Raw genomic sequence first — 21,073 nt, 5'->3', positions numbered from 1 at the left:
AGGGCAGCGCAGTGGACCAGATCACATCTGGACGATCTTTGGCGCTTCGCAGAGGTATGGGGCATGGAAACTATATGGCGGCCAGGCACGAGCCGGCATACAGACGTCGAAGCTCGACCGTCGCATTCGCGCCCGGCCTGCAATTCGGAAGGAGTCCGTCAATGCGCGAACAGCGGTGCGACGTCGATGTAGATACGGTAGTCGTCGATTAGCCTATCGCGTACCCGCCAGATCGTCACGGCCGGCACAGTCAGTGTCGATCCGTCCTTGCGCGTGTAGGTCACTTCGATCCGCGAGATCACTACGTCGTCGAATGCCCGGACTTCAAACAGTTGATGCTTGATGCCGGCAATCAACGCCATGAAGTTCTTCGAATGCTCGGCAACGTTTGCGCGTCCGATGACGGGGTCGTTGTTGGCATAGACAAACGTGCAGTTTTCCGTCAAGAAGCGCGCTAACCGACGCTCGTCCTTCGAATCAACCGCCTCGTACACCTCCGATGCATATTCGAATGCCGCTGTACACGCCTCACTGAACATTTTCAAATGGTGATTGAGTACGACGTCGTAGATAACCGGCATCGCGAGACAGTTACTACCGGCCGGTCAATGACTCAGCGATCCGACGCCGTCGGGCGCCGTTCTGAAAACGTGCGGCGGTGCAAACTGCTTGACTAGCAAAGCGATACAGGAAAGAGCTCCGGCGACGGCGATCGTCGCGAAGACACCTTCAAGCGTAAAGTGCCAGCGTACGAGTTGGGCTACGAGAAACGAGCCTGCAATGCCGCCAAAACGGCCCATGCCAAGCATCCACGCGACGCCGGTGCCACGCCCTTCGGTCGGATAAAAGGCGGCCGCAAGGGCATTTATTGAGGCTTGCGCGGTATTCATCAGCACGCCGGACACAAGCACCATCGGCACGAGTAGACCTACGTGTCCCGCCGTCTCGCCAATACCAAAGAGACTGATCGCAGCGAGCAGGTAGCACGCGGCAATCACGAGATTGGCATTGAAGCGATCCATCAGCACGCCGCACAGCACCGCGCCGACACCGCCGAGCGGGAACAATGCGGAAATCAACGTTGCGCTCTTCTGGCTCAGGCCTGCATCTTTCAGCAGAATTGGCATCCAGTTGATCAACGCGTAAAAAATCAGGAGGCCCATGAAGGCCGCGAGCCAGAGCATCAATGAACCGACGATGTATGAACGCGACAGCACCAGGCCGAGCCCTTTGTCGCCCGTTCCCGGCGCGGTCTCGGTCAGTGCGAACCCGCGCGCATGAATTGTTTCAACGGAGATGCGCGCGAGCGTTGCGCGAATGCGCGCTACGGGCTTGCCGTTTGCAACCATGAAGCGTACCGATTCTGGCATCTTGCCCCATAGCAGGACACCGTGAAGTATCGGCGCGACCCCGCCCAGCATCAGAACACTTCGCCAGCCGGCATGGGGAATCAACCATGCCGCGAGCAATCCGCCCAAAGCCGCGCCGAGTGGAAATCCGCAGCACATCAGACTGGTCACGGTCGCGCGGCGTCGGGTCGGGCAGAACTCGTCCATCATGGTCACCGCATTAGCCATGGCTGCGCCGAGGCCGACGCCCGTGATGAAGCGCAGCACGGTCAGTTGACCAATGTTCGTCGAGAACGCGGACACGAGACAGGCAACACCGAAGAGGAACACGGACGCGATCATCAGGGACCGTCGTCCAACACGGTCGGACAAAGGGCCGGACACGAGCGCGCCGAACGCGAGGCCGAACAGCGCGGCACTCAGGACTGGTGCGAGATCGGGCTTGGCCAGATGCCACTGAGTCAGTAACGACGGCGCGATGAAGCCGATTGCCGCGGTGTCGAAACCATCCAGCACGACAATCACGAAGCACATGAAAAATATGAGCCGTTGAAAGCGGCCGAACGGGTGCTTGTTGATGAAGCCCTGGACGTCGACGACTGAAGCACGTTCCATCGTTTGTCTCCTGTGTCGACCAGAGTTAGCGCTTTAGCGCTTACTCTGGTCCCATGCAAAGCACGTCGATCGGAGTTAGCGCTTTAGCGCTTACTCCGATCCCATGCAGCGCACGTCGACCAGAGTTGGCGCTTTAGCAAAGTCTCATGTCATCCCGCCAACTATAATTCGACGCAAATTCGATTCACATAGAATGATTGCAAATAGAATAACCAAAGTCAATGGGTTCCGCGCGGCAAGCATCGCGAACGCAATCGGCTAGCCGGCCATGAAGCGACGCTGACCGCGCCACACGCAGGCGACAATCATCATTGGAAGCCTTCCAGCACGGTTTTTCCGATGGCCCTTCCCGTCTCAATCCGTTCGTGGGCCTTGCGCAGATTCGCTGCCGTCAAGGGCCCCTCCACGTGCGTGAGCGTCGTCCGCAGCACGCCGGCATCGACCATTGCCGACACTTCTTTCAGCAGACAATGCTGGGCATCCATGTCGGCTGTCTGGAACAGCGACCGGGTAAACATCATTTCCCACGACACAGTGATGCTCTTCGGCTTGAACGGCGCAATGCTGTCGTCGAAGTTGTCAATCAGCGCTATATGACCCTGGGGGTTCAACGCGCGCGAGAGACTGTGAGCACTGCCGGGCGTCGAAGTGATCGCCCCGATATAGTCCACGCCACTAAAGCCGATTGCCTGCAGCGCTTCGTCGATGGGCTTGCTGTGGTCGGCAACGTGCTTCGCGCCCAGCGCGCGCACCCACTCGACACTTTCGGGCCGGGATGCAGTAGCGATGACAGTAAGGCCCGTGAGGCGGTTCGCTAGCTGGATCAACATGGAGCCGACGCCACCTGCTCCGTTCAGGACGAGCAGCGTGCCGCAGGGTGCGCGCAAGCCGCGCGGCACCTTCATGCGGTCGAAGAGCATTTCCCATGCGGTTATCGAAGTGAGCGGCAAGGCCGCCGCCTCGGCGAACGACAATGAGGTCGGCTTGGGCCCGACGATCCGTTCGTCGACGAGATGAAACTCCGAGTTTGTCCCGGGGCGGTCCATCGCGCCCGCATAGAAGACCTCGTCACCCGGGCTGAAGAGCGTGACGTCGCTTCCAACCGCGTCGACAACGCCCGCCGCGTCGTAGCCCAGCACTCTGGGAAGCGGACTCTCCGAAGGATCTTCATACCGACGACGCTTCACATCGACAGGATTCACCGACACGGCCTTGACGGCGACCCGCAAATCGCGCGGGCCAGGCTCCGGCATCGGAAGCTCGAGGTCCGTCAAAACCTCGACGCCCCCCTTCGCTGTATAACCAATCGCCTTCATTACATTCTCCTGTGCCGCCTATGCAGAACTTTCCCGGCTAGCCAATACGGAGTGCAAGTCCGCCCTGCGCGAGTTCAAATCGTGCCATCCAGTTGTTCGAGCGCGTTGGCCGGGAGTGCGAGCGAGCCAGCCGCCAGGTTTTCGCGCAGATGGCCGAGCGACGACGTACCGGGGATCAGCAGGAGGTTGGACGAGCGCTGCAGTAGCCACGCCAGCGCCACCTGCATCGGCGTGGCGTCCAGCGACAACGCCACTTCGGTCAACGTCGCGGACTGCAAAGGCGTGAAGCCGCCCAGCGGGAAGAACGGCACATAGGCGATGCCCTGCTGCGCGAGCGCATCGACTAACGGGCCGTCATGGCGTTGCATCACATTGAACATGTTTTGCACGCAGACGACCGGGGCAATTGACTGGGCTTCCTTGACCTGCGCGGCGGTCACATTGCTAAGACCCAGATGCCGTATCAGGCCCCGCTGCCGCAACTCGGCAAGGACCGTAAACTGCTCGGCGATCGATCCTTCGACCGGACGTCTGTCGTCCATCATGGTGCGCAGATTGACGACATCGAGGACATCGACATGCAGATTGCGCAGGTTGTCGTGCACGGCGGCGGTGAGTGCTGCCGGACTCTGCGCCGGGATCCATGAGGCATCGCTACCGCGCACGGCGCCGACCTTGGTCACGATCGTGAGGTCGTCACGATACGGATGCAGCGCCTCGCGAATGATCTGGTTCGTTACATGGGGACCGTAGTAGTCGCTGGTATCGATATGGTTGACGCCGCTCGCCACCGCCTCACGCAGGACGGCAATCGCCGTGTCGCGATCCTTTGGCGGCCCGAACACGCGAGGGCCGGCGAGTTGCATGGCTCCGTAGCCCATACGGCTCACGTGGCGGTCCCCGAGCATGAACGACCCGGGAGCGTGTGTCTTCGTCATGATGAAATTCCTGTGTTGCACTGGTTTGCTTCTGCCTGCGAGCCGATGGTTGACCCGTCAGGAATGCTATATCCACAACGATATTTCGCCTATGTCCCGAATTGCAAAGCAACATTGCGAGTGGTAGAACGTTAAAGGCCCAACTCAGAGCCACCGATGAACCCAATCACCGACCTCAATGATCTTCGACTCTTCGCGGAAGTCGTCGAGCACGGAAGCTTCACGGCAGCGGCCCGCAGCCTCGGCGTACAGACGTCGAAACTCAGCCGGCGTGTTCGCGCACTGGAGGAGGAGCTTGGCGTTCGTCTGCTCAATCGCACCAGCAGAAGCCTGTCCCTGACGGAAACCGGGCGGCGGTTCCACCAGCATTGCCTCGCCCTGGTAGCGGAATCGAAGGCCGCCAGGGATTTTGTGGACCAGACGCGCTCAAAGCCGCAGGGCACCATACGGATAAGCTGCCCCGTGGGCCTGCTGACCTCCGGCATCTCCGCGATCATTGCGCAGTATGTCCAGGACAACCCGCAAGTGCAGGTCCTCGTCGATGCAACCAACCGGCGCGTGGATGTGGTCGAGGAAGGTCTGGACTTCGCCATCCGCGTCAGGCTTCCTCCTTTGGAAGACACCGATCTCGCGGTCAGGCAACTCGGCTTATCCGCTCAGATTCTCGTCGCCAGTCCGGATCTGGCGGCGCGCCATCCGGTGCCCACGTCCCTTGAATCGCTCAAGGAATGGCCCACTCTTGCCATGTCCAGCAGCAGCGAGCGGTTTGCGTGGAATCTGGTGGACGCAGAGGGTCGCACGACGTCATGGGCGCATCGGCCTCGTCTGGCGACAGACGACCTGGCGAGCTTGCGGGTTGCCGCCTTGCGAGGCGTCGGCGTGGCCATGCTGCCCCGTGAACTGGTCGACGCCGATATTCAGGCCGGCCGGTTGCAGCATCTGCTGGCGGGCCTGGCCACGGCGCCAGGCCTCGTTCACGCGATCTTCCCCACGCGACGCGGCATGGTTCCGGCCGTCCGGCAGCTACTGGACGCCCTGGTTGCGGGATTCGAAGATCTGAACCGCAAGTGATAGTGCGCGCGTACTTGCCCGTGGCATGGCGAATGGCCTCACGTCGATAAATCCTGCTCAATATGTATAGCCTGTGACGATGGGTCGCATCGAAACATATAGGCTTCTTTCCCGACACGCCAACGCTTACTCTTCCTTCCACCCTGATCGGAGGCACCTCTCACGATTCAACGCACAGGATTCCTACGTGCGACCTTCGAACGAATTCTTCCGTCTCATCTTCCTTGGCACTTAGTCAATAAGGAATAGTTCATGCAAAACGTCCGTGCCGGTAACGCGCTCATTCCGGCCATAGGCTTTGGCACCTACGGGATGAATGGCGACGACATCTATCGAATGATCCCTGCAGCCCTTCGCGCTGGCTTCCGCCATATCGACACCGCGCAGATCTACCGTAACGAGGCCGAAATCGGCGAGTGCGTCGCCGAATCCGGCATCCCAAGAAGCGAAATATTTCTGACGACCAAGGTCTGGGTTAGCAACTACTCCGCAAGACACTTCGATGCGTCCGTGAACGAGAGCCTGCGCAAGCTCAAGACGGACTATATCGATCTGCTCCTGCTGCACTGGCCGGGTTCGGATGTGCCCCTGGCCGAACCGATCGCGCAGCTCAATGCGGTCGTGCGCGCCGGCAAGGTCCGGCACATAGGCGTCAGCAATTTCAACCGTGCATTGATGGCGGAAGCTATCCGGCTTTCGGCGGCTCCGCTGGTCACGAATCAGTTCGAATACCATCCGTACCTGAACCAGTCCTTGCTCATAGAAAGCACGCGCCAGGCTGGGCTTGCCGTGACAGGATATTGCGGCATGGCGATTGGCCGCGTGTTCCCGGACCCGACGCTCAAGGAGATCGCGGCCCGTCATGACAAGACCATCGCCCAGATCGTCTTACGGTGGCTAGTTCAACAGCCCGGCGTGGTGGCGCTTTCGAGAACCACGCGGATCGATCGACTGGCACAAAACCTGGCGGTATTCGACTTCGAGTTAGACGGTGCGGACATGGCAGCCATACGCGCATTGGCGGCGGCAAACAGCCGAATCGTAGATCCGACCGGTCTTGCCCCACTGTGGGATAGTACGGACGCTTGACGGCCTGGTCTCCGGCGCGATACCGGCAACGCCGATCTCGAACACAGCGGGTGTTTGCTGGTAAGAGGATTTAAGGAATGGATGGCGAACCATGCACTGACATCGGTCAGTCGCTGGCAGCCACTCGAACCGTCAGCGATACCGGCTGATCTCCAGACCGGAACCGACCGGCAACGTTAAGCTCCTCATGCCCGGCTTCGCGCGAACCGCGCGGATATAACGCAAAGCGTTCTCGCCGCCCGGCCGGATCATATTGTCGGCGACGATGATCGCCCCCGGATTGAGCTTCGGGTAGAACGCGTCGAGACACGGCACGTACAGATCTTTCCAGAGATCGATGAAGACGAAATCCGGCTTGATCGGCATATCCTCGATTAGCGTGATCGCATTGCCGACCTTGAAATCGACATAAGCGGCAAGGCCGGCGCGTGCCGCCATCGCGCGTGCGTAGGCCGATTTGTCGTCGTGCAATTCCATGGTGGTCAAGCGGCCGCCCGCCGCTCGCGCGGCTTGCGCGAGCCAGAGCGTCGCATAGCCATCCGACGTGCCGAGTTCGAGAATGTGCGGCGCGTGCAGGCTTGCCGCGAGGATGTTGATGAAACGCGCGGTCTCCACGCCCGCCGCGCGAACATGGCGACTTTTCGTTTCCTTCTGCTTGCGTCGCGGGCGCGGCCTGCGTTCTTTCGTCTGCTCTTCTTCGGCGCGCTCCTGATAGGCGTCGAGCACGGCCAGAAAGTCCGGGTCCATCCGTTAGCGGCAACCGATCGCGCAGCCGAGCAGACTGAACGCGCCGACAATCCCGACACCCGCGCCGAGCCCGAACGTTTCGAGCGATGTGGCGCAGCCCTGCAGCCCGCAGGCGCACGCCAGCGCGGTTATCATGAGAAGTTGCCGCGTGCGGCTGCGCGCAAGCCCGCTGTATCGACTGCTATGGATCATTGTTCCCCCTTCCGTGTTGATTGGCCTGAGCCAACGCGAAATCGCTGAAACGAGTGTAGCCAGCGAGTTCCACCGCAGAACGGTCGAATACCGGGGACAAAGACGGCGCCGATTACAAAAGCTTCCGCAGACTATTCAGCTTCTGCTCGGCGCAGCCAATGAGGTCGTGGCCATTTCACCGAAAATGCCGGTTTTCCCACATACCGCCAGCTTACGACTTGTCATCCTGATGGCTCAGGCGTGTGTGTGTGGCGGGAGATGGCTATGTCGGTCTATGTCGATGAAGGGTTCAGGCCCTGTGTGACGGAATGCGCGACGGTCGCGTTCCGGGTGTGCTGCGATGATCGGGCGCAAATCTTCGAGGTCAGTGCCGAGGCACTCGTGACCTATTGTGGCGCGGCGAGCAAGCGCAAGGAAGATCTGCTCGTCGCCTTCGAGGATGCGCAGTTCGAGATCCTGTCGGTCGCGGCGCAGAAATGGGCATTCAGACCGACAGAGCCGGTGCGTCTCGGCCTCGACGAATTCCGAATGGTCAGACATTAAACAGCAGGTATGCCAGAATCGCATCATGACCTGGATCGCCGCCCTGCCGATGTATAACGTCACGCCCGCGCTCGACCTCGAGTGGCGCGAGTGGCTTGCCCACGTACTGCGCATGGTCAAGCCCGCGTGCCGCATCGTCGAACCGGACGAGGAATTGCACGGCTTCTGGCGGCGCCCCAATCTGCTGATCTCGCAGACCTGCGGTTATCCGTTGATGCACGGCTTGCACGAACAGGTTCAACTGATCGCGACGCCGCGCTTCGACGCGCCGGGCTGCGAGGGCGCGCATTATTCGAGCGTGCTGGTGACACGCGCGGACGCGCGGTTCGATACGCTCGCGGCCTGCCGCGGCGCACGCGCCGCCTACAACCAGGACGATTCGAATAGCGGCATGAACGTGTTTCGCCACGCCGTGGCGCCTCTCTCGAGCGGCGGCATGTTCTTTAGCTCAGTGTTGCGAACCGGCTCGCATCTCGGCTCGTTGCGCGCGGTGGCGGAAAATCGCGCGGATGTCGCCGCGATCGATTGCGTGACCTTCGCTTTCGTGTGCGACGAAATGCCGGAACTGGCCCGCCAGGTTCGCCGGATCGGCACGACGGCGCCGTCGCCGGGCTTGCCTTTGATCGCCTCCGACACGGTGCCCTCGGCGACGATCGAGGCATTGCGCGAAGCGCTGAACGAGGCGCTCGTCAACCAGCCCGAGCGCGCGAAACGCCTGCGTTTGCAGGGCTTTTCCGTGTTGCCGCCGTCGGACTACGAACGCATCGAGCAGCTCGAAAACGAGGCGCGCGCCGTCGGCTATACGCGCCTCGCCTGAGCCGCGAATTTACTGCTGCTTCACGTCCAGCACCAGAAGCTGCGCGCCGTCGGTAACCTGGTCGCCGACTGCATACAGCACCTCCGACACCGTGCCGGCCGCTGGCGCACCGATCGTGTGCTCCATCTTCATCGCTTCCATCACGATCAGCGGCGTGCCCTTCTCCACCACGGTGCCTGGCTCGACCAGCACCGCGATCACCTTGCCCGGCATCGGCGCGGTCAAACGGCCTTCGCCGCCTTCGGCGTCCGCGGCATGCGCGAGCAGGTTCTGCCACTCGAACGACAGCGCTTCGCCGAGGCAGAACACATGGAACGTATCGCCGTCGACGAACACGCGGCCCGTTGCGCGCGCGTCGCCGATCGTCGCGCGGAATTCATGCGGACCGTTGCCGCCCGACCAGCTGAAATCCCGGCGCACGCCGTCGTGTTCGAGCGTTTGCGTGCCGCCGTCGCGCGCGAACGTGACGGTGAAGGTGCTTTCGCTGTCGTTACCCGCACTGCCGCTGTCCAGATCGCGCCAGCCGAGCGTCTGCGTATAACCGCCGTTCAGGCGCCAGTGCGACAGCGCATCCCACGGCGACGCGCCGTGCGCCGTGCCGCCCTCGCGCTTGAGCAACGCCGCGCAAGCCAGCGCCAACGCTTCCTTGAACGGCTTCTTGCGCGGTGCGAATAAGGCGTCGTGATGACGTTCGATCAGGCCCGTGTCGAGATCGCCCGTTGCAAACGGCTCGCTCGCGACGATGCTTTGCAGGAACTCGACGTTGGTATGCGGGCCGACCACTTCGCATGCATGCAGCGCGCGGCTCAGACGCGCGAGCGCCTCCTCGCGCGTGGCGCCGTGCACGATCAGCTTGGCGATCATCGGGTCGTAGAACGGCGTGATGGTGTCGCCTTCACGCACGCCGCTGTCGATACGCACCGGCGCCTTGCGTCCGGACTCGCCGAGGCCCGCCGCGTCGAGGGTGAACTCCACGCCTTCCGGCATGCGCAGATGCTTGAGCGTGCCCGTCGACGGCAGGAAGCCGCGCGCCGGATGTTCGGCATAGATACGCGCCTCGATCGCGTGACCGTCGATCTTCAACTGAGCCTGCGTGAGCGGCAGCGGTTCGTCGGCGGCGACGCGCAATTGCCATTCCACCAGGTCCTGGCCGGTCACCATCTCCGTGACCGGATGCTCGACCTGCAGGCGCGTGTTCATTTCCATGAAGTAGAAGTCGCCCGTGCCGGTCATGATGAACTCGACCGTGCCCGCGCCGACGTAATTCACGGCACGCGCGGCCGCTACCGCCGCCTCGCCCATTTCACGCTTGATTTCACCGGACAATCCGGGCGCCGGCGCTTCTTCCAGAACTTTCTGATGACGCCGCTGCACCGAGCAATCGCGATCGAACAGATAGACCGCGCCGCCGTGACGATCCGCGAACACCTGCACTTCCACGTGACGCGGCCGCGTCAGGTACTTTTCGATCAGCACGCGATCGTTGCCGAAGCTGCTTGCCGCTTCCCGCTTGCACGAAGCCAGCGCCGCCGCGAAATCCTCGCTGCGTTCGACCACGCGCATGCCCTTGCCGCCGCCACCGGCGCTGGCTTTGAGCAACACCGGATAACCGATCGCATCCGCCTCGCGGTGCAGCAGTGGCGGGTCCTGATCGTCGCCGTGATAGCCCGGCACGAGCGGCACGGCCGCTGCATGCATCAGCGCCTTCGCGGCGGCTTTCGAACCCATCGCGGCAATCGCTTCAACCGGCGGTCCGATGAAGACGATGCCGGCCGCCTCGCACGCATGCGCGAAGTCCTCGTTTTCCGACAGAAAGCCGTAACCCGGATGCACCGCCTGCGCGCCGGTGGCGCGCGCGGCTTCGATAATGCGTTCGACGCGCAGATAACTCTCCGCTGCTGTCGAGCCGCCGATGTGCACCGCCTCATCGCACGCGGCCACGTGTTTCGCGTTGGCGTCCGCATCGGAATAGACGGCCACGCTCGCGATGCCGAGCCGCTTGCAGGTCGCGGCGACGCGGCACGCAATCTCGCCCCGGTTGGCAATCAGGATCTTGTTGAACATGAAGTGTCTCGATGAAGTGTGCCGCTTGTTCGGGGCTGTTGTTCTGGTCAAGGCGCGGCGAGCGCCCTGGAATGTGTGCTTCAGTTGCGCCAGACCGGCGTGCGTTTTTCAAGGAACGACGCGACGCCTTCGCGGCCTTCCGCGCCGGCACGCGTACGCGCGATGCGCGCCGCCGTATCCTCGATCATCGCGTCGTTCAACTCGTGGCCCGCGATGTCCTGCACGAGCTGCTTGCACGCGCGCACCGCTTGCGGACCGTTCGCGCAGAGCGTCTCGGCAATCTGCCGCACAGTGGCGTCGAGTTGCTCCACGCTCACCGCTTCGCTGACGAGCCCGAGGCGCAACGCCGTCGCGCAATCGAATTGCTCGGCGGTCGTGAAATAGCGGCGCGATGCCTGCTCACCCAGCGCGCGAATCACGTACGGCGCGATGGTGGCCGGAATCAGACCGAGCCGCGCCTCCGAGAGGCAGAAGCGCGCGCTTTCGACAGCCACCACGATATCGCACGCCGAGATCAAACCCATGCCGCCCGCGTACGCATCGCCGTTCACGCGCGCGATCACCGGCTTGTTGCAGCGATAGATCGACGACAGCATGTTCGCCAGCAGCATCGCGTCGGCGCGGTTCTCGTCGTCCGAGTAACCGGCCATCTTCTTCATCCAGTTCAGATCCGCGCCCGCGCAGAACGCCTTGCCGTTCGCGGCGAGCACGACCGCGCGCACGTCGTCGCGATCGTTGAGCGCCGTGAAGGCCGAGGTCACTTCGGCGATCATCGTTTCGTTGAACGCGTTGCGCACGTCCGGACGATTCAGCGTGACCGTGGCGACCTGTCCGGCGAATTCGACATTCAGTGTTTCGTATTGCATCGTCGCAGCTCCCGCGCTTCGTCGCGCATCGTCACATTCTGAACACGCCGAAACGCGTGTCTTCGATCGGCGCATTCATCGCCGCCGACAAGCCGAGACCGAGCACGTCGCGCGTTTGCGCCGGATCGATCACGCCGTCGTCCCACAGACGCGCGCTCGCGTAGTACGGGTGGCCCTGATGTTCGTATTGGTCGCGGATCGGCTGCTTGAACGCCTCTTCTTCTTCAGCGCTCCACGAGCCGCCCTTGCCTTCGATGCCGTCGCGCTTGACCGTGGCCAGCACCGATGCCGCCTGCTCGCCGCCCATCACCGAGATGCGCGCGTTCGGCCACATCCACAGGAAGCGCGGCGAATACGCGCGGCCGCACATGCCGTAATTGCCCGCGCCGAACGAACCGCCGATGATCACCGTGAACTTCGGCACCTTGGCCGTGGCCACGGCCGTCACCATCTTCGCGCCGTTGCGCGCGATGCCTTCGTTTTCGTATTTGCGGCCCACCATGAAGCCGGTGATGTTCTGCAGGAACACCAGCGGAATCTTGCGCTGGCAGCACAGCTCGATGAAGTGCGCGCCCTTGAGCGCCGACTCGGAAAACAGAATGCCGTTGTTCGCGATGATGCCGACCGGATGCCCCCAGATATGCGCGAAGCCGGTGACGAGCGTGGTGCCGTAGCGCGCCTTGAATTCATCGAACGCCGAGTCGTCGACAATACGCGCGATCACCTCGCGGATATCGAACGGCTTGCGGGTATCCACGGGAATCACGCCGTACATGCTCTTGACGTCGTAGCGCGGCGGCTTCGGTTCCTGCAACGCGACCGGCACCTGCTTGCCGCGATTCAGATTGCCGACGATGCTGCGCGCGATCCCCAACGCATGCGCGTCGTTCTGCGCGAGATGATCGACCACGCCCGACAGACGCGTATGCACGTCGCCGCCGCCGAGGTCTTCCGCGCTCACCACTTCACCAGTCGCCGCTTTCACCAAAGGCGGACCGCCGAGAAAAATCGTCCCCTGATTCTTGACGATGATCGACTCGTCGCTCATGGCCGGCACATACGCGCCGCCCGCGGTACACGAACCCATCACGACGGCGATCTGCGGAATGCCCGCAGCGGACAGATTCGCCTGGTTGTAGAAGATGCGGCCGAAGTGATCGCGGTCTGGAAACACATCGTCCTGGTTCGGCAGATTCGCGCCGCCCGAGTCGACCAGATACACGCAGGGCAAGTGATTTTCAGCGGCGATTTCCTGCGCCCGCACGTGTTTTTTCACGGTGACCGGATAGTAGGTGCCGCCCTTGACCGTTGCATCGTTGCAGACGATCACGCATTCCTGGCCGGCGATCCGGCCAATGCCGGTGATCACGCCCGCGCCCGGCGCATCGTTGTGGTACATGCCGTAGGCTGCGAGTTGCGAGAACTCGAGAAACGGCGTGCCCGGATCGAGCAGCTTCTCGATGCGATCGCGCGGCAGCAGTTTGCCGCGTCCCGTGTGTTTGTCGCGGGCCGCCTGACCTCCGCCCAGCGCGAGCTTCTCGACCTTCGCGCGAAGGTCGGCGACCAGCGCTTCGAGCGCCGTCGCGTTGGCGCGGAAGTCGTCCGAGCGCGGATTCAACTTTGATTCGATGATCGGCATTACGTGGCTCTCCTGTTCGCCGCTTCTTATTCGCTTCGAGCCGTTGCGCTCATGCCGTTTCGGCAAACAACTCGCGACCGATCAGCATGCGGCGGATTTCGCTGGTACCGGCGCCGATTTCATAGAGCTTCGCGTCGCGCCACAAACGGCCAACCGGATATTCGTTGATATAGCCATTGCCGCCGAGAATCTGGATCGCCTCGCCCGCCATCCACGTGGCTTTTTCCGCCGTGTAGAGAATCACGCCCGCGCAGTCCTTGCGCACCTGGCGCACATGTTCCTTACCGAGCGTATCGAGTTGACGGCCCACCGCGTAGAGATACGCGCGGCACGCCTGCAACGTGGTGTAGAGATCGGCCACCTTGCCTTGAATGAGCTGGAATTCGCCGATCGGCTGACCGAACTGCTTACGGTCGTGGATATACGGCACGACCGCGTCCATGACCGCGACCATGATGCCGGTCGGGCCGCCCGCGAGCACCGCGCGCTCGTAGTCGAGGCCGCTCATCAGCACCTTCGCGCCGCCGTTCAACTGGCCGAGAATGTTTTCTTCCGGCACTTCCACGTCCTGGAATACCAGTTCGCCGGTGTGCGAGCCGCGCATGCCGAGCTTGTCGAGCTTCTGCGCAACGGAGAAACCCTTCATGCCCTTCTCGACGATAAACGCGGTGATGCCGCGCGAATTCGCTTCGGGATCGGTTTTGGCGTAGACAACCAGCGTGTCGCAATCCGGGCCGTTGGTGATCCACATCTTCGTGCCGTTGAGCACATAGTGGTCGCCCTTTTTCTCCGCGCGCAGCTTCATGCTGACCACATCCGAACCCGCGTTCGGCTCGCTCATGGCGAGTGCGCCGATATGTTCGCCCGACACGAGTTTGGGCAGATACTTCTGTTTTTGCGCTTCCGTGCCGTTGCGATGAATCTGGTTGACGCACAGGTTCGAATGCGCGCCGTACGAGAGACCGACCGAGGCCGACGCTCGCGAGATTTCCTCCATGGCGATCATGTGCGCCGTGTAGCCCATGTTCGCGCCGCCGTATTCCTCCGAGACCGTCATGCCGAGCACGCCCAGATCGCCGAACTTGCGCCACAGGTCCATGGGGAACTGATCCGTGCGATCGATTTCCGCGGCACGCGGGGCGATTTCTTTGGCAGCGAATCCCGCGATGCTGTCGCGCAGCATTTCGATTTCTTCGCCGAGCGGGAATTGCAAACCGGGCAGGTTGCTCATTGCTGTGTCTCCAGAGTTCATTGGCGGCCGGCCTTGGGTGGGCGCCGGCTGGTCCGGTTGCGGCTCGGCGGACGGCGGCGGCCTTGTGGGCCGCCCCTGTCGTCCCGCACGAGGCGCGAAACGTTCAAGGCGCATTTCACGCTAGATTTACGTAAGCGTCAATAGGTATTTTTGAGTGTTACTCAGAAAATGGTGCAACCGCCTACAAACCCGATAAGGCGTGATAGCATCGTCGTCCACAGGCTCATTCCGCGCTCCTGCGAGCCGAATTCGCTTCATAAATCTGAACTGGACTCATATGACGGTTGCCACGAAGGCCGAGTTACCCGCCTCGCGCCGCCAGCCGGCCGGGCGCAAGTCGCAGCAACGCGTGAAGGAAATCCTTCAGGCGGGGCGCGACGTGTTCTCCGAAAAGGGCTACGAGCGCGCGACGACCGCCGAGATCGCGCAGCGCCTCGGCATTTCCGAGGCGACTGTGTTCAGCTACTTCCGCGGCAAACGCGAGTTGTGCGCGCGAGTGATCGGCGACTGGTACGACGAGATCATCGAAGCGATCGAATCCGGCTTGCCGCGCGACGGCAATGTGCGCCAGCAGTTCGCGTTCATTGTGCGCACGCATTTGCGGTTGATGCTGGTGAACGGCACTGATCTGTGCGCGCTGGTGTTGTCCGAAGGTCGAGCGCGGCATCATGAACTAAGCGAGGCGCTCACCGAATTGCAGCGCCGCTATACCGCGCCGTTGATGCGCGTGCTGGCGCAAGGCCAGGAAAGCGGCCAGATTCGCGCCGACATGCCATTGCGCTTGTTGCGTTCGATGGTGTTCGGGCCGATGGAGCATGTGTTGTGGGACGCCACGCTCGCGAACCGGCACATCGATATCGATGCGACGGCGGATCAGCTCATCGACGTGTTGTGGGCCGCGCTGACGCCGCCGAATCTGGCGGTGAGCGCGTTGCAGCAGTTCCGGGTGGAAGTGGCTGAGGCGAACCGGCGGTTTGAAGAAGCGGCGCGTGGTGCAACGGATACGCCTGTTGGCGGCAGCGAATAGCGGCCGCAATTTCGTAGCTGCGCGCTCCAGTTCTTCGGCGAAAAAACGGCTAATCTACTGCTTCCCGGGCGAAGTCAGATGGAGAAGCCAAGTGCCGAAAGAACCAGCCGCAAAGACCGCCAAGCCAGCCAAAATCTCAAACATCCGCATCGGCATAGGCGGCTGGACCTACGCGCCCTGGCGCGGCACCTTCTACCCCTCCGACCTCACGCAAAGCCGCGAACTCGAATACGCGAGCCAGAACCTCACATCGATTGAAATCAACGGCACGTTTTACGGTTTGCAGAAACCGGCGAGCTACGAAAAGTGGTACCAGGAAACGCCGGACGATTTCGTCTTTTCGCTGAAGGCGCCGCGTTACGCGACCAACAGAAAAGTCCTCGCCGACGCGGGCGAAACGATCGAACGCTTCTTCGGCAGCGGTGTGCTGCTGCTCAAGCAGAAGCTCGGCCCGATCAACTGGCAATTCGCGCCCACCAAGAAATTCGACAAGGAAGACTTCGAAGCCTTTCTGAAGTTACTGCCGGCCAGTATCGAAGGCCAGAAGCTCAGACATGCGATCGAAGTCCGCAACGACACCTTCAAGACGCCCGACTTCATCGCGCTCGCCCGCAAATACAAAGTCGCCGTCGTCTTGGCTGGCGACGCCGAATACCCGCAGATCGCCGACATCACGGCGCCCTTCGTGTACGCGCGCATCATGGGCACGACGGACAAACAGGCCAAAGGCTATTCGACCAAAGCGCTCGACGCATGGGCCGAACGGGCGCGGCAATTGGCAGCAGGCACGACACCGGACGACCTGGAAACCTCCGCGGATGCACCCGCGAAAACGGCCTCACGCGACGTCTATCTCTACGTGATCAGTGGTTTCAAGGAACGCAATCCGGCGGCCGCCATGGCGCTGATCAAACGTCTCTGACACGCGCCTCCCGGCCGCATCGCGCGAGTGTCATAATCCCGGCAGCGAAGACAAGCACGATCGACGCACCCACACTCACGCAGTCAGGCCGCGAGGCCGCTTCATCACCAAGGTCCGGGAGAATATTTTGAGCGCCATCGACAATCCTTTGCACGATCAGGAAGTCGGCTCGGCCGACGCCACCCAGGACACCACGCGCATCGACGACGTTCGGATCGGCGCGGTACGTCCACTGATTTCCCCTGCGCTGTTGCAGGATGAGTTGCCCGTGCCGCCTTCGGTGCAGACGCTGGTCGAGAAAACCCGCGCGGAAATCGCCGACATTCTGCATGGCCGTGACGACCGGCTCGTGATGATCGTCGGACCGTGTTCGATTCACGACCACGACCAGGCGATCGAATACGCACACAAACTGAAGGTCGCCGCCGACACCTACAAGGACGATCTTCTGATCGTGATGCGGGTCTACTTCGAGAAGCCGCGCACCACGGTCGGCTGGAAAGGCTATATCAACGACCCGCGTCTGGACGGCAGTTTCCGCATCAACGAAGGCCTGCGTCTTGCACGGCAACTGCTGCTCGACATCAACGGTCTCGGCTTGTCCACGGCCACCGAGTTTCTCGACCTGCTGAGCCCGCAGTACATCGCCGACCTGATCGCGTGGGGCGCCATCGGCGCGCGCACGACGGAGAGCCAGAGCCATCGTCAACTGGCGTCAGGCCTGAGCTGCCCGATCGGTTTCAAGAACGGCACGGACGGCGGCGTGCAGATCGCCGCGGACGCAATCGTCGCCGCGCGCGCGAGCCACGCGTTCATGGGCATGACGAAAATGGGCATGGCCGCGATCTTCGAAACGCGCGGCAACGACGACGCGCATGTGATCCTGCGTGGTGGCAAGAAAGGGCCGAACTACGACAGCGCGTCGGTGGAAGCCACCTGCGTGGCGCTCAAATCAGCGGGTTTGCGCGAGCAGGTCATGGTCGACTGTTCGCATGCGAACTCGGGCAAGTCGCATCTGCGTCAACTGGAGGTGGTGCAGGATCTGGCGCAGCAACTGTCGCAGCGCGAGCGCCGCATCATCGGCGTCATGCTGGAAAGTCATCTGGAAGAAGGCCGTCAGGATCTGAAGCCTGGCGTGCCGTTGCGTCACGGCGTATCGATCACGGATGCCTGCGTCAGTTGGGCGCAGACCGAGCCGGCGCTCGAGACGCTCGCCGAGGCCACCCGCAAACGTCGCGCGGGCTGAGCGCGAGCCGGGCCGCAAGCGCTGCGTCGAGCACGCCCCCCAGGAAGCCCCTTGGGGGAGAGCACAAAAACACACGCGCCGCACCAGCCGCCGATCGATCCACCTTACCGGGGTTGGGCAGCGCGTGATTCCTCACGCCCGATGCATCGCTCGCCGCGCGCCGGGTTGGCGCGTGTGGATGCTCCGGCGTGAAGCGCGTTGCATTACGACGCGTTGACGGCTTCCTTGAACGCCTTGCCGGCGGTGAACTTCACCGTCTTGGCAGCCGCGATCTGGATCTCGGCACCCGTCGACGGATTGCGGCCCACGCGTGCTGCGCGCGCGCCAGTCGAGAAAGAACCGAAACCGACCAGTTGCACCGTATCACCACCCACCACGGCTTTGGTCACCGCTTCGACAATCGCGTCGATGGTTTGGCCGGTGGCCGCTTTGCTTTCGCCCGTCGCTGCGGCGACTGCATCAATCAGTTCCTGTTTGTTCATAGCACTTCCCGTATGGTAATCATGGAACCGGCGCCACATCTGTTGCGCCGGGACCGACACACTAACGCATAGGCGCGGGTTCGCGCAAACCTTGGGTGTAAGCCTTGTATCACCCGCCCACAGGGAATTTGACGATTTTTTGGTGCAAAGTGCCATAAGAATCGCGCGCTTAGACGTTTCCTGGGCTTGATGCGCGCTTTCGCGTTATCACAATCCGTTGCAATTTCAGTGCTTTAGCGCGTCGCAAGCCACTACCGGCGGGCTTTTTTCGTATGTTATGGTGGATCGCAGAGAGTCGGCATTTGTCAGCGCGGCGTCCGGTAAATAAAGAATCCGGGAGGAATAAAAAAATGAAATTTCGCCATATTGCAACATGTGCGCTGCTCGCCGCGACGTCCTGCGCGGCCTTCGCAGCCGACGACAAAGGCTGCGCCACGCTCGTCGGCACGGCAAATTCACCCGCGCCGCAGAGCTTTCGGATACGTGACGGCGAGCCGGTCGACCTCGTCAGCGGCGCTGGAACCGTGCACGGCAAGCTGCTGGTTTTTGGCGACAGCGGCGTTTTCCGGGCCTATTGGCAGCCCGAGAACAGCCCGGAAAAATATGTGCTGGCGAACGCCGGCGTGAATACCGTGCGACTCGTCTCCACCCCGCCGCAAGGCACGCCGGCACAAAACGGCCAACCCGGTACGACGCTCACGCCGCAACGCGTGCTCTCATGTCCGGTGCTCTGATGCGACGAGCTGTCACGTCGGCCGTCCGGACGCGGCACAAATGACACACGACGCCTTGCCGACCGGTCGTACTTACCGTTTATTCGCAGGCCGATTGATTTCTGTCTGACACGGCCTCAAGGTCTCACCCGCCCTGCCGATATACCAAGCTGCGTGCGCTGCGCAAACGTTTAAAGGGACGGGGATGGTTCTGCTAACCAAATTGAGGGATGCGCTGTCGGTCGCGGAACGCGACCCCGAGCTCGTGCGTTCGCAACTCGAAGCATTCGGCCACCAGGTCCCGCTCCTCTACTTCATCCTGCTCGTCAACACCGCAGCCGTCGCGGTCACGCACGTCAGCTGCGCGCCGGCATGGTTGTCGATCTACTTTCCCGCGACGCTGTGCACGCTGTGCATCATCCGGTGCATACGATGGTGGCACCTTCGGCACCGCGTCCTGACGCTCGACAAGGCGGTGCCCGAACTGCGCAAGCTGACCTGGCTTGCCGGCCTCTTCGCCGTCGCATTCAGCAGCTGGTCGTTGCTCCTCTTTCCCTACGGCACCGCGTACGAACAGACGCAGGTCGCGTTTTACATGGCGACCACGCTGGTCGGCTGCGTGTTCTGCCTGATGCACCTGCGCGCGGCCGCCATGCTGCTGCTGTCGATCGTCATCCTAAGCTTCTCGACGTTTCTGGTTTTCACCGGCTATCCGGTCTTCATTGCGATGGCCGTCGACATGACACTGGTCGGCGTCGCGCTCGCCTTCATCATTCAGTTGTATTGCCGGACCTTTGCCGACGTGGTGCACGCGCAGCGCGAGTTGCAGGCGAGCCAGCAAAAAACGCAACGCCTGAGCGACGACAACTTCCGGCTCGCGAGCATCGACAGTCTGACGGACCTGCCCAACCGGCGCAGTTTCTTCGCCTCGCTGCGCGCGCTGTCCGAGCAGGCGCTCGGCACCCATGGCGGCTTCAATGTCGGGCTGATCGATCTCGACGGCTTCAAACAGGTCAACGATATCTACGGCCACGCCAGCGGCGATCTGGTGCTGCAGGAAGTCGGCTCGCGTCTGCTGGCGCTCGCCGAGCCGGGCATTTTCTTCGCGCGACTCGGCGGCGACGAATTCGGCGTGCTCGCGCAGCACAAACTGGCAAACGAGACGCTCGTCGAGTTGGGCGAGCGCATCTGCGCGGCACTCGGTCAGCCCTATCGGGTCGCCGGCAACGTCGCCGAGTTGTCGGGCACGATCGGCTGGGCCGCGTTCCCCGAAGCCGGCACGACGGTGGCGCAAGTGTTCGAACGCGCCGACGCGGCGCTGTACGTCGGCAAGGAAAGCCGGCGCGGCACGCCGGTCATCTTCTCGACCGAACATGAAACGCGCATCCGGCGTTCGAGTCTCGTGACCCAGGAGCTCCGCCATGCCGACCTCGAATCGGAACTGTTTCTGGAGTTTCAGCCGATTTACGACGTGGCCACGCAATGCACCCTCGGTCTGGAAGCGCTCGGGCGTTGGCATAACGCGCGGCTCGGCGCGGTCAGGCCGGAAGAATTCATCCGGATCGCCGAGCGTACCGAACTGATTCTGCGCATCACGGAAGTACTGCTGCATAAAGCGCTCGACGAAGCGGCGCGCTGGCCGTCCGAGCTTTATCTCTCGTTCAATCTGTCGGCGATCGATATCTGCACGTCGGCGCGCGCCCGCCGGCTGATCGATATCGTCATCGCAAGCGGCGTGCCGCCGCATCGCGTGTCGTTCGAAATCACCGAGACCGCCGTGACGCGTGATTTCGAACAGGCCCGCTGTTCGCTCAACTTGATCAAGAAAGCCGGCTGCCGCGTGTCGCTCGACGACTTCGGCACCGGTTATTCGAGCCTCAGCTATGTGCACCGCCTGCCCTTCGATACGATCAAGATCGACCGCAGCTTCATGACAGACGTGGATACCAACAGCGCGTCGAAGAAGATCGTCAAGTCGGTGCTCGACCTGTGCCGCAACCTTGGGCTCGAATGCGTGGTGGAAGGACTCGAGACGGCATCGCAAGTCGAGGTCGTGAAGGCGCTCGGCGCACGCGCGGTGCAGGGTTATCTGTTCAGCCGGCCGATGCGGGCAAGCGCGATTGCCGCGTATTTGAAGACGGCGCGCGGGCGCGACTTTGCGCTCGAGGCGCCGCCTTAGCTCTAT

Annotated in this window: 20 protein-coding genes; 9 read left to right on the top strand and 11 right to left on the bottom strand. The window is 62.2% G+C overall.

Going from position 1 to position 21,073, the window contains the following annotated elements; genetic code table 11:
* Positions 1-158: 158 nt before the first annotated feature.
* From PQR42_RS00285 to PQR42_RS00270, 4 genes are all read right to left on the bottom strand, one after another.
* Entirely contained in the window at positions 159-539 is a 381-nt protein-coding gene (locus tag PQR42_RS00285) for a nuclear transport factor 2 family protein (protein WP_408493557.1), read from the bottom strand.
* Positions 540-605: 66 nt separating this feature from the next.
* Positions 606-1,964, bottom strand: a complete 1,359-nt coding sequence (locus PQR42_RS00280) for an MFS transporter (RefSeq protein ID WP_408385096.1) — start codon at positions 1,962-1,964, stop codon at positions 606-608.
* A gap of 308 nt (positions 1,965-2,272) precedes the next feature.
* Positions 2,273-3,280, bottom strand: a complete 1,008-nt coding sequence (locus tag PQR42_RS00275; RefSeq protein ID WP_408385098.1) for a zinc-binding alcohol dehydrogenase family protein — start codon at positions 3,278-3,280, stop codon at positions 2,273-2,275.
* A 74-nt stretch (positions 3,281-3,354) separates the two neighbouring features.
* Complete coding sequence (locus PQR42_RS00270; protein ID WP_408385099.1) at positions 3,355-4,218, bottom strand: aldo/keto reductase family oxidoreductase; 864 nt, start codon at positions 4,216-4,218, stop codon at positions 3,355-3,357.
* A gap of 156 nt (positions 4,219-4,374) precedes the next feature.
* Here PQR42_RS00270 and PQR42_RS00265 point away from each other — a divergent pair, with 156 nt between their 5' ends.
* Both PQR42_RS00265 and PQR42_RS00260 read left to right on the top strand, forming a co-directional pair.
* The gene (locus PQR42_RS00265) at positions 4,375-5,289 is read left to right on the top strand and encodes a LysR substrate-binding domain-containing protein (RefSeq protein ID WP_408385101.1); all 915 of its coding nucleotides are present in this window, start codon (positions 4,375-4,377) and stop codon (positions 5,287-5,289) included.
* Between the two features lie 252 nt (positions 5,290-5,541).
* Positions 5,542-6,378, top strand: a complete 837-nt coding sequence (locus tag PQR42_RS00260) for an aldo/keto reductase (RefSeq protein ID WP_408385103.1) — start codon at positions 5,542-5,544, stop codon at positions 6,376-6,378.
* A gap of 132 nt (positions 6,379-6,510) precedes the next feature.
* Here the strand turns inward: PQR42_RS00260 and PQR42_RS00255 are convergent, their stop codons facing one another.
* Entirely contained in the window at positions 6,511-7,125 is a 615-nt protein-coding gene (locus PQR42_RS00255) for an O-methyltransferase (RefSeq protein ID WP_408385105.1), read from the bottom strand.
* A 3-nt stretch (positions 7,126-7,128) separates the two neighbouring features.
* Positions 7,129-7,260 carry a hypothetical protein gene (locus tag PQR42_RS00250; RefSeq protein WP_408217603.1) on the bottom strand — a complete coding sequence of 44 codons (132 nt, stop codon included), beginning with the start codon at positions 7,258-7,260 and terminating at the stop codon, positions 7,129-7,131.
* A gap of 321 nt (positions 7,261-7,581) precedes the next feature.
* Here PQR42_RS00250 and PQR42_RS00245 point away from each other — a divergent pair, with 321 nt between their 5' ends.
* Both PQR42_RS00245 and PQR42_RS00240 read left to right on the top strand, forming a co-directional pair.
* Positions 7,582-7,860: a DUF1488 family protein gene (locus PQR42_RS00245; protein ID WP_408217600.1), complete on the top strand. Its 279-nt coding sequence runs from the start codon at positions 7,582-7,584 to the stop codon at positions 7,858-7,860.
* A gap of 25 nt (positions 7,861-7,885) precedes the next feature.
* A complete protein-coding gene (locus PQR42_RS00240) occupies positions 7,886-8,677 on the top strand; it encodes a phosphate/phosphite/phosphonate ABC transporter substrate-binding protein (protein WP_408217597.1) in 792 nt (263 codons plus the stop codon).
* Positions 8,678-8,686: 9 nt separating this feature from the next.
* On the opposite strand, the gene PQR42_RS00235 is transcribed toward PQR42_RS00240, so the two are convergent.
* From PQR42_RS00235 to PQR42_RS00220, 4 genes are all read right to left on the bottom strand, one after another.
* Positions 8,687-10,741, bottom strand: coding sequence for an acetyl/propionyl/methylcrotonyl-CoA carboxylase subunit alpha (locus PQR42_RS00235; protein ID WP_408385107.1), 2,055 nt, complete (start codon positions 10,739-10,741; stop codon positions 8,687-8,689).
* A gap of 80 nt (positions 10,742-10,821) precedes the next feature.
* The gene (locus PQR42_RS00230) at positions 10,822-11,607 is read right to left on the bottom strand and encodes an enoyl-CoA hydratase/isomerase family protein (protein WP_408385109.1); all 786 of its coding nucleotides are present in this window, start codon (positions 11,605-11,607) and stop codon (positions 10,822-10,824) included.
* Positions 11,608-11,638: 31 nt separating this feature from the next.
* Entirely contained in the window at positions 11,639-13,246 is a 1,608-nt protein-coding gene (locus tag PQR42_RS00225) for a carboxyl transferase domain-containing protein (protein WP_408178183.1), read from the bottom strand.
* Between the two features lie 49 nt (positions 13,247-13,295).
* Positions 13,296-14,477, bottom strand: coding sequence for an isovaleryl-CoA dehydrogenase (locus PQR42_RS00220; RefSeq protein ID WP_132377550.1), 1,182 nt, complete (start codon positions 14,475-14,477; stop codon positions 13,296-13,298).
* 298 nt (positions 14,478-14,775) lie between these two features.
* On the opposite strand from PQR42_RS00220, the gene PQR42_RS00215 reads away from it, so the two are divergent.
* From PQR42_RS00215 to PQR42_RS00205, 3 genes are all read left to right on the top strand, one after another.
* Positions 14,776-15,525, top strand: coding sequence for a TetR/AcrR family transcriptional regulator (locus PQR42_RS00215; RefSeq protein WP_408217585.1), 750 nt, complete (start codon positions 14,776-14,778; stop codon positions 15,523-15,525).
* Positions 15,526-15,616: 91 nt separating this feature from the next.
* On the top strand, positions 15,617-16,447 hold the full coding sequence (locus PQR42_RS00210; RefSeq protein ID WP_408385111.1) for a DUF72 domain-containing protein: 831 nt from the start codon (positions 15,617-15,619) through the stop codon (positions 16,445-16,447).
* 127 nt (positions 16,448-16,574) lie between these two features.
* Positions 16,575-17,693 carry a 3-deoxy-7-phosphoheptulonate synthase gene (locus PQR42_RS00205; RefSeq protein ID WP_408217579.1) on the top strand — a complete coding sequence of 373 codons (1,119 nt, stop codon included), beginning with the start codon at positions 16,575-16,577 and terminating at the stop codon, positions 17,691-17,693.
* 203 nt (positions 17,694-17,896) lie between these two features.
* On the opposite strand, the gene PQR42_RS00200 is transcribed toward PQR42_RS00205, so the two are convergent.
* On the bottom strand, positions 17,897-18,175 hold the full coding sequence (locus PQR42_RS00200) for an HU family DNA-binding protein (RefSeq protein ID WP_006049832.1): 279 nt from the start codon (positions 18,173-18,175) through the stop codon (positions 17,897-17,899).
* A gap of 350 nt (positions 18,176-18,525) precedes the next feature.
* Between PQR42_RS00200 and PQR42_RS00195 the strand changes: the two genes are divergently transcribed.
* Together PQR42_RS00195 and PQR42_RS00190 are read left to right on the top strand one after the other, a co-directional pair.
* A complete protein-coding gene (locus tag PQR42_RS00195) occupies positions 18,526-18,909 on the top strand; it encodes a hypothetical protein (protein WP_408385113.1) in 384 nt (127 codons plus the stop codon).
* Between the two features lie 184 nt (positions 18,910-19,093).
* Positions 19,094-21,067 carry a putative bifunctional diguanylate cyclase/phosphodiesterase gene (locus PQR42_RS00190; RefSeq protein WP_408385115.1) on the top strand — a complete coding sequence of 658 codons (1,974 nt, stop codon included), beginning with the start codon at positions 19,094-19,096 and terminating at the stop codon, positions 21,065-21,067.
* Positions 21,068-21,073 lie beyond the last annotated feature (6 nt).

Origin of the sequence: Paraburkholderia sediminicola (genome assembly GCF_046027355.1) — a bacterium.
Lineage (GTDB): Bacteria > Pseudomonadota > Gammaproteobacteria > Burkholderiales > Burkholderiaceae > Paraburkholderia > Paraburkholderia sediminicola_B.
Note: the sequence above shows the minus strand (reverse complement) of the source record. Positions and strands in the feature narration are given on the sequence as shown.

Coding starts and splice junctions, on each gene's coding strand:
- PQR42_RS00285 (WP_408493557.1), bottom strand. CDS start 539: ATGTTCAGTGAGGCGTGTACAGCGGCATTCGAATATGCATCGGAGGTG.
- PQR42_RS00280 (WP_408385096.1), bottom strand. CDS start 1,964: ATGGAACGTGCTTCAGTCGTCGACGTCCAGGGCTTCATCAACAAGCAC.
- PQR42_RS00275 (WP_408385098.1), bottom strand. CDS start 3,280: ATGAAGGCGATTGGTTATACAGCGAAGGGGGGCGTCGAGGTTTTGACG.
- PQR42_RS00270 (WP_408385099.1), bottom strand. CDS start 4,218: ATGACGAAGACACACGCTCCCGGGTCGTTCATGCTCGGGGACCGCCAC.
- PQR42_RS00265 (WP_408385101.1), top strand. CDS start 4,375: ATGAACCCAATCACCGACCTCAATGATCTTCGACTCTTCGCGGAAGTC.
- PQR42_RS00260 (WP_408385103.1), top strand. CDS start 5,542: ATGCAAAACGTCCGTGCCGGTAACGCGCTCATTCCGGCCATAGGCTTT.
- PQR42_RS00255 (WP_408385105.1), bottom strand. CDS start 7,125: ATGGACCCGGACTTTCTGGCCGTGCTCGACGCCTATCAGGAGCGCGCC.
- PQR42_RS00250 (WP_408217603.1), bottom strand. CDS start 7,260: ATGATAACCGCGCTGGCGTGCGCCTGCGGGCTGCAGGGCTGCGCCACA.
- PQR42_RS00245 (WP_408217600.1), top strand. CDS start 7,582: ATGTCGGTCTATGTCGATGAAGGGTTCAGGCCCTGTGTGACGGAATGC.
- PQR42_RS00240 (WP_408217597.1), top strand. CDS start 7,886: ATGACCTGGATCGCCGCCCTGCCGATGTATAACGTCACGCCCGCGCTC.
- PQR42_RS00235 (WP_408385107.1), bottom strand. CDS start 10,741: ATGTTCAACAAGATCCTGATTGCCAACCGGGGCGAGATTGCGTGCCGC.
- PQR42_RS00230 (WP_408385109.1), bottom strand. CDS start 11,607: ATGCAATACGAAACACTGAATGTCGAATTCGCCGGACAGGTCGCCACG.
- PQR42_RS00225 (WP_408178183.1), bottom strand. CDS start 13,246: ATGCCGATCATCGAATCAAAGTTGAATCCGCGCTCGGACGACTTCCGC.
- PQR42_RS00220 (WP_132377550.1), bottom strand. CDS start 14,477: ATGAGCAACCTGCCCGGTTTGCAATTCCCGCTCGGCGAAGAAATCGAA.
- PQR42_RS00215 (WP_408217585.1), top strand. CDS start 14,776: ATGACGGTTGCCACGAAGGCCGAGTTACCCGCCTCGCGCCGCCAGCCG.
- PQR42_RS00200 (WP_006049832.1), bottom strand. CDS start 18,175: ATGAACAAACAGGAACTGATTGATGCAGTCGCCGCAGCGACGGGCGAA.
- PQR42_RS00195 (WP_408385113.1), top strand. CDS start 18,526: ATGAAATTTCGCCATATTGCAACATGTGCGCTGCTCGCCGCGACGTCC.
- PQR42_RS00190 (WP_408385115.1), top strand. CDS start 19,094: ATGGTTCTGCTAACCAAATTGAGGGATGCGCTGTCGGTCGCGGAACGC.